The following is a 6,865-nucleotide window of genomic DNA, read 5'->3' on the forward strand; positions in this document are numbered from 1 at the left end:
TGTAGTTGATGAAGCATTGGAAAAGAGTTCAGTTGAAACGGTAATTGTTTATCAAAGAACGAAGCAAGAGGTCACTATGAAAGAAGGAAGAGACTTCTGGTGGCATGAGGTCGTATCCAAAGAAACTGACCAAAATACAGCAGAAGAAATGGATAGTGAAGATATCCTATTCATCCTATACACCTCTGGTTCTACAGGAAAACCGAAAGGAGTTGTCCATACCACTGGGGGTTACATGGTTTATTCTAAATATTCTTTTGAGAATGTCTTTCAATATTCTCCAGGCGATGTTTATTGGTGCACAGCAGACATTGGCTGGATTACTGGTCATTCTTACATTGTTTATGGTCCGTTATTAGCGGGAGCTACTACTTTAATGTTTGAAGGGGTCCCTACCTTTCCGGATGCAGGAAGATTCTGGGCAGTAGTCGATAAATATAAAGTTAATCAGTTTTATACCGCACCTACCGCTATCCGTGCTTTGCAAGCTTATGGAACGGAGCCTATTCAAGGATATGATTTGAGTTCTCTAAAAGTCTTGGGATCTGTCGGGGAACCTATCAATGAAGAAGCATGGCACTGGTATCACACGCATGTCGGTAAGAACAAATGTCCAATCGTAGATACTTGGTGGCAGACAGAAACAGGTGGCATCATGGTTTCACCTATTGCAGGCATTACACCTACTAAACCAGCTTATGCAACATTGCCTTTGCCGGGTGTGCAGTTATGCATCGTGGATCCAGAAGGAAATGAATTAAAAGGAAATTCAGTAGAAGGCAACCTTTGTATAAAATTCCCATGGCCATCCATGATCCGTACCACTTACGGAGATCATGAACGATGTAAACAAACATATTTTTCCACTTACAAAGGCATGTATTTTACCGGAGATGGAGTAAAAAGAGATCACGATGGTTATTATAGAATTCTAGGCCGAGTAGATGATGTAATCAATGTTTCTGGCCATAGAATGGGAACTGCTGAAGTAGAAAACGCGATTAATGAGCATCCAAAAGTAATTGAATCCGCTGTAGTTGGCTACCCGCATGATGTTAAAGGTCAAGGAATTTATGCATATGTGATTTGCGATATGGCTAATCGGACGGAGGATAATTTGGTCAATGAAATCAAGGAAATGGTTTCTAAAATCATAGGTCCAATCGCTAAACCAGATAAGATTCAAATTGTACCTGGTCTACCTAAGACAAGGTCAGGAAAGATTATGAGAAGAATCCTGAGAAAAGTTGCGGAGAACAATCTGGATAGTATGGGTGATACCAGTACTTTGCTTGATCCAGACGTAGTCAGCAAGATTATTGAAGGAAGGAAATAATAATCAAATCCAAAAAGGGTCAAGAATCATTTCTTGGCTCTTTTTTTTAAAGCTTTAGAGCTGAATCTTCCTCCTCTGCATTTATTTCTATAGAAGAAACTATTGAATCAGGAGAATCCATTTCTTGCTTGTAAAAGTTGTGAACGCCCAACATAAAAGCGACGATAAGTGCCCAACCAATTTTCCTGAAGAATTTAAAAACTATCTTTATCTGTTTCATTTCTACTATCTGGAAGTCAGGGATATGCCAAAAGTTGTGCCAGCAGAAAATAGATGCCAACCTGTCATTTTTATGTGAGTAGAATTGGAATTAGTATATTTCACCTATGGCCAATGTGATCGTCAATAGAGTTGCAGAGTTTTTAAAAAGCTTCCCACCATTTTCCTTTTTGGGAAAAGAAGAATTGGAAATAGTAGCCGCTTCAGTGGAGATCAAATATTTTGAAAAGGACGAGCGCTTGTTTTTACAAGGAGAACCAGCTCAACCTCATTTTTTTGTTGTTAAAGACGGTGGTTTCGCTTTGACAGAGAAAAAAGATTCCGGAGAAGATATTATTGAGTATTGTGATCAAGGAGATGTATTTGGAGTTCTAGCCTTACTTGGAAAACGTCCTTATGTATTGAATGCTCATGCAGCTGAGGATAGTTTACTTTACTTTGTTCCGGTTTCAGTTTTTGAATCCATACTAAATCAAAACAGCAGGGTCGCATTATACTTTGCCGCAGGATTTGCCAGTGGGCAAGTGGTAGTACGTCAGGATCTTTCCCAGAGCCAGAAAGCAAGAAAAGTATTCAGAAATGATTCATCAGATCATTCACTCTTAATCTTTTCGGATCCTTCGGTCATTAAAATCTCTGAAAATGTTTTGACTGCAAATGAAAATCTAAATATCCAGGAAGCTGCAAAAAAAATGGCTTTTGAGGAGGTAAGCAGCATTGTAATTGTAAACGATCAAAATCATCCTAAAGGAATAATTACAGATAAGGATTTAAGAAAGCGAGTAGTTGCCGAAGGTGTTTCACTTGCCACACCAGTTTCTCAATTGATGACTAAGAATATAATTGTGAAGAAAAGTGATTCTTCATTCTCAGATTTATATCTCTGCATGATTAAAAACAGACTCCATCATCTGGTTTTGACAAAAGATGGGACTATTCACAGTTCAGTATGTGGGATTATTTCTGATCACGATGTTTTGCTATCTATGGGAAATAGTCCCGCTGTTTTGATTCATGCTCTTTTGAACACACTTGACCTTGGTGAAATGAAAATGATCCGGGATAGAGCCGAACAAATGCTCAGGTACTATCTTGAGAATGAAGTTGCGATGGATTTTGTAGCATCAGTAATGACAGAAATAAATGATGTAATACTAACGCAAGCAAACATCATAGCTCAAAAAAAGCATGCTGCAGACTATCCTGAGCTGGAAAAAGTTAAATATTGCTTTTTGTCTTTAGGAAGTGAGGGAAGGCAGGAACAATTACTTAGGACCGACCAAGACAATGCAATTCTTTATGATGATGTCCCAGATCATTTAAAGGATAAAGCCAATGAATACTTTCTGAAAATCGGGTCTGAAATAGTAGAAGTTTTGATCCACTGTGGGGTTTCTCCCTGTCCGGGTGACATTATGGCAAGTAATCCGAAATGGGTGCAGCCTCTATCAAAATGGAAAGAATATTTTTCTGATTGGATTTTAAAACCGACAGAGGAAGCTCTTTTGAATTCTTCGATTTTCTTTGATTACCGACCTATAGCAGGATCGAAATTACTTGCCGATTTGCTAACAGAACATATCTATGAGGAGATAGGAAAGAAGCATTTCTTTTTAAATTTCTTAGCGAAAAATGCCTATATGAATCCAGCACCTCTGGGTTTTTTTAAAGGATTTGTAGTAGAGAAATCAGGGGAGCATAGAGATCAGTTTGATATTAAAGCTAGAGCAATGATGCCTTTGGCGGATTTAGCCAGGCTACTGATATTCAGTCATGGTGTTATAAAAATCAATAATACATTTAAACGCTTCGAAAAACTGGCAGAACTTGAGCCTGTATATCAGGATTTATTTATTCAAGCTGGCAAAGCTTATGAGATCTTGATGAGAATGAGGGCGCTAGAAGGCCTTCAACAAGGGAATAATGGTCGCTATATAGATCCTGAAAAGTTAGGAAAACTTCAAAAGCAGCTATTAAAAAACACTTTTTCTCCTATTTCAGAGCTTCAGGAAATTGTCAGAGTAAGATTTCAACTTGATTATTTTTTAAAATGAGCTGGTGGTTATTTAATCGAAAAAAAGCAAACCAGAAAAGCTTTGTAAAGGAGTATCTTGAAAAAGCCAAAAAATCCATTCCAAACATTCGAAGTTTCGATCAACTTTCCTTCGTTGTTTTAGATACAGAGACTACTGGATTGAATCCCGCGGAAGATCATATTTTATCTTTCGGAGCAGTGAAAATTCAAGGGGAGAAAATCCAGATTGCTTCCTCTGTAGAGTGGTATTTAAATTCAACAAAAAAAGGAAAGGAGGCCATTATTATTCATGGCTTAATGGGAAATGAAAAGAAAGTTTCTCTAGAGAATTTTTCAATACAATTATTAGAATACTTAGGCAATAATATTTTAGTAGGTCATCATTTGGGATTCGACTTAGAAATGCTTCAAAAAGCCTTGAGGCCGGTAGGGTTAGAAAGATTCCCAAATCCTTGTATCGATACAGCTCAACTTGCAATCCGTATTGATCATGGTTTAATGGTAGATCGAAATAGGATCAATTTTAAAGAATATACGCTTGACTTCCTTTGTCAAAGATTCAAAATAAAAACCCATGATAGGCACACGGCAGGAGGCGATGCCTTTCTGACGGCGAGTTTATTTCTAAAATTATTAAAGCTGGCATCAAAGAAGGGTATTGATAATTGGGGACTTTTAAATAAATAATATCCTTGAATTAATAATAGAAGTATTTTTGATAAAACCTGAAAATAAACTTTTTAACTCATTTATTTTCAGGTAAATATGCTTATATTATATAGGTTTTTTGTCTCATTTTTCAACTACACTTCTATGTCAAAATTTAAAATAGACCCTCAGTTACTTGTGCAAAATGAGCTTTTAGAAAAGCTTAAAAATTTGCAGGCATTTCCCATAAACCCAATCACAGCAAAGTATTGGGCACTTGGTGGATCTGGAGGTTGGCTTGGCGTTTCTACGACTGGTATTTTAAAATGTCCAGATGGAATAGGATCATACCAACATTATGTAAACGGTTCGATTTATTACCACCCTTCTACAGGAGCACATGAAGTCCACGGCTTGATCAGGGCCCGATGGAGCTCCCTAGGTTGGGAGCGGAGTTTTCTTGGTTATCCCAAAACTGATGAAACCAAAACCCCAGATGGAATCGGACGGTACAATCATTTTCAGGGAGGAAGTATCTATTGGTCTCCTTCAACGGGTGCTTGGGAAGTTCATGGAGCCATTCGTTCCAAATACTCTTCCTTAGGTTGGGAACGGAGCTTTCTTGGATATCCTTTAACTAATGAGAATACCTGCCCGGATGGCGTGGGAAGATATAATCATTTTCAAGGAGGGAGCATTTATTGGAGCCCGAGTACCGGTGCTCATGAAGTTCATGGGGCGATACGATCTCATTGGGCTTCTTTGGGATGGGAAAGGAGTTTTCTCGGATATCCCACCTCTGATGAATTGGTTGTTTTTGGTGGTGCAGGAAGGATCTCCCATTTCCAGCATGGTAGTATTTATTGGTCTTCTACAGCTGGAGTTAGAGTTTTGAGAGAGCGCGTTCGTGTACATGTTAAAATATTGACCACACCTACCTCTTTCACCATAAATGAACAATTTGCTGCAATGCAGGATGTTTATGCAGTCGCAGGAATTCGGGTGGATTGTGCGACAACAGAAAATTTAAATTTACCCTCCCTCAACGATGTGGATGTGGGTGGTTGTACTATGGGATCTGTGACTGCAGAACAAATCACCTTATTTGGAAATAGAAACTTTGTAGGAACAAATGATGTCGTGGTCTATTTTGTAAATAGTACAGTACCAGGCTATAATGGATGTGCAGCTTTCCCTTCCGGAAGACCGGGATGTGTGGTAGTCAGAACAGCAAGTAGATGGACATTGGGTCATGAGTTTGGACATGTTTTAGGTCTAAACCATGTAAATAATAATGATCGGTTGATGACGGGAAATGGTACTTTCAATATTACCAATCCTCCGCCAAATCTTACATCAGGAGAATCAAGTACGATGAGATCCAGTGGACTTAGTACAAATCTATAACCCAAAATTTTTAGAACTTATGGCACAATCAAGAAAAATAGCAGTCAAAAAAAGCTTCGACCCTCAGGAAGTATTAGACTTTTTGAGACAAGATGAGTTGGATTATCCAGCAGGAGCTAAAAAATTTGGAAAAGATGCAATTCCTTTTCTCTCTGACCTTATAGAGGGTACAGATGAAAATCTCTCGATGAAGGCAGCATATCTTGTTGGATTTATTGATGACGAAAGCGTCGGTGATGTATTAAAGAAGGCGGCGGAGAAAGGTTCTTCTACCATACGGATTGCTGCTGCATATGGAGCCCAGAAAAGATCTCCAGAAGTTGCAGAGGCAATTCTATCAAGGGCATTAGATGATAACAATCCCTCCGTGGTCAAATTTGCAATGAGATCTGTTTCTAACCTGAAATTGGGGAAAAATCTGAAATCAAAAATCGATCACATTTCTAAAAACTTCCTTGATGATGACATCAAGAACTCCGCTAAAGATTTGATCAAAAAAATCAAGTGATTTTATTCATTATGGGGAAGCAATAAACTTCCCCATTTTTATTTCCAATCAACATTTACTTTTCCATTTGCTTTTATGTGAACTATTAGTCCATTCTTAGAAGGATAGAAAGCCTCGGGTCCAACTTCTAGGTTTTCAATAGTCAAATCAGCTATTCCGGTTTTTAAACCCAGTCTTTCCTGAATACTGGAGATACTTTCATTCAGAGTTTCTCCAATTGGAAAGTTAGCCCTATTCTCAATTTGTCTAATTATTTTTCTCTTTTTAAGACCAACACTTGTCTGAGCTCCTAGATTTCCACTTTCCAGTTTGAAGTTGATATCCGTAAAATAAAGGCTTTCGCTCGCTTGATCAAAAGCTGGTTTTCCGATGATATAAAGCTTCCCATCAAGGCTTTTACCGTTTGTTTGCGTGGCAAGAAAATCCATCGTGATTTGAAGAAATTCTCCAAATGCCTGACTTTTGATATTACTTGGAGTCAAAATGGTTTTTTTATCTATTCGAATGGGAATATTATTTAGATTCTCTCCCAGAATCTGATCAAGTTTAGAATAGCTGAGTAACCAAGGCAGTGTGATTCCTAAATAGTTTTCAGATTTTTTGTTTTCAGTAATTTTTGGAAGAGGAAAAGCCCTGCTAGGTACTGCGTTTTCAGGATGCGTATTTACTTTGCCATCCAGTCCTAGCCAAAGGTTTAGATTTTGGTTTTCAG

At 38.1% G+C, this 6,865-nt stretch carries 7 protein-coding genes; 5 read left to right on the forward strand and 2 right to left on the reverse strand.

Annotation, left to right across the window (positions count from 1 at the left end; all coding sequences use genetic code 11):
• A partial coding sequence (locus Q0L68_RS14030) for an acetate--CoA ligase (protein WP_296704350.1) occupies positions 1-1,336 on the forward strand: 1,336 nt, incomplete at its 5' end.
• Between the two features lie 46 nt (positions 1,337-1,382).
• Here the strand turns inward: Q0L68_RS14030 and Q0L68_RS14035 are convergent.
• Positions 1,383-1,556, reverse strand: coding sequence for a hypothetical protein (locus tag Q0L68_RS14035; protein WP_296704352.1), 174 nt, complete (start codon positions 1,554-1,556; stop codon positions 1,383-1,385).
• A gap of 106 nt (positions 1,557-1,662) precedes the next feature.
• Between Q0L68_RS14035 and Q0L68_RS14040 the strand changes: the two genes are divergently transcribed.
• From Q0L68_RS14040 to Q0L68_RS14055, 4 genes are all read left to right on the forward strand, one after another.
• The gene (locus Q0L68_RS14040) at positions 1,663-3,609 is read left to right on the forward strand and encodes a DUF294 nucleotidyltransferase-like domain-containing protein (protein ID WP_296704354.1); all 1,947 of its coding nucleotides are present in this window, start codon (positions 1,663-1,665) and stop codon (positions 3,607-3,609) included.
• Entirely contained in the window at positions 3,606-4,277 is a 672-nt protein-coding gene (locus Q0L68_RS14045) for a 3'-5' exonuclease (protein WP_296704357.1), read from the forward strand. Before Q0L68_RS14040 ends, Q0L68_RS14045 begins: the two co-directional genes overlap by 4 nt.
• Positions 4,278-4,403: 126 nt before the next feature.
• Positions 4,404-5,645 (forward strand): hypothetical protein, encoded by a 1,242-nt coding sequence (locus Q0L68_RS14050; protein WP_296704361.1) that lies wholly within the window; start codon positions 4,404-4,406, stop codon positions 5,643-5,645.
• Positions 5,646-5,664: 19 nt separating this feature from the next.
• Positions 5,665-6,153, forward strand: a complete 489-nt coding sequence (locus tag Q0L68_RS14055) for a HEAT repeat domain-containing protein (protein ID WP_296704364.1) — start codon at positions 5,665-5,667, stop codon at positions 6,151-6,153.
• Positions 6,154-6,191: 38 nt separating this feature from the next.
• On the opposite strand, the gene Q0L68_RS14060 is transcribed toward Q0L68_RS14055, so the two are convergent.
• Positions 6,192-6,865, reverse strand: a 674-nt coding sequence (locus Q0L68_RS14060) for a DUF4403 family protein (RefSeq protein ID WP_296704367.1), incomplete at its 5' end; no start/stop codon positions are given.

The organism is Algoriphagus sp. (assembly GCF_024642405.1).
In the GTDB taxonomy this organism is placed as follows: Bacteria; Bacteroidota; Bacteroidia; order Cytophagales; family Cyclobacteriaceae; genus Algoriphagus.

Coding starts and splice junctions, on each gene's coding strand:
- Q0L68_RS14050 (WP_296704361.1), top strand. CDS start 4,404: ATGTCAAAATTTAAAATAGACCCTCAGTTACTTGTGCAAAATGAGCTT.
- Q0L68_RS14040 (WP_296704354.1), top strand. CDS start 1,663: ATGGCCAATGTGATCGTCAATAGAGTTGCAGAGTTTTTAAAAAGCTTC.
- Q0L68_RS14045 (WP_296704357.1), top strand. CDS start 3,606: ATGAGCTGGTGGTTATTTAATCGAAAAAAAGCAAACCAGAAAAGCTTT.
- Q0L68_RS14035 (WP_296704352.1), bottom strand. CDS start 1,556: ATGAAACAGATAAAGATAGTTTTTAAATTCTTCAGGAAAATTGGTTGG.
- Q0L68_RS14055 (WP_296704364.1), top strand. CDS start 5,665: ATGGCACAATCAAGAAAAATAGCAGTCAAAAAAAGCTTCGACCCTCAG.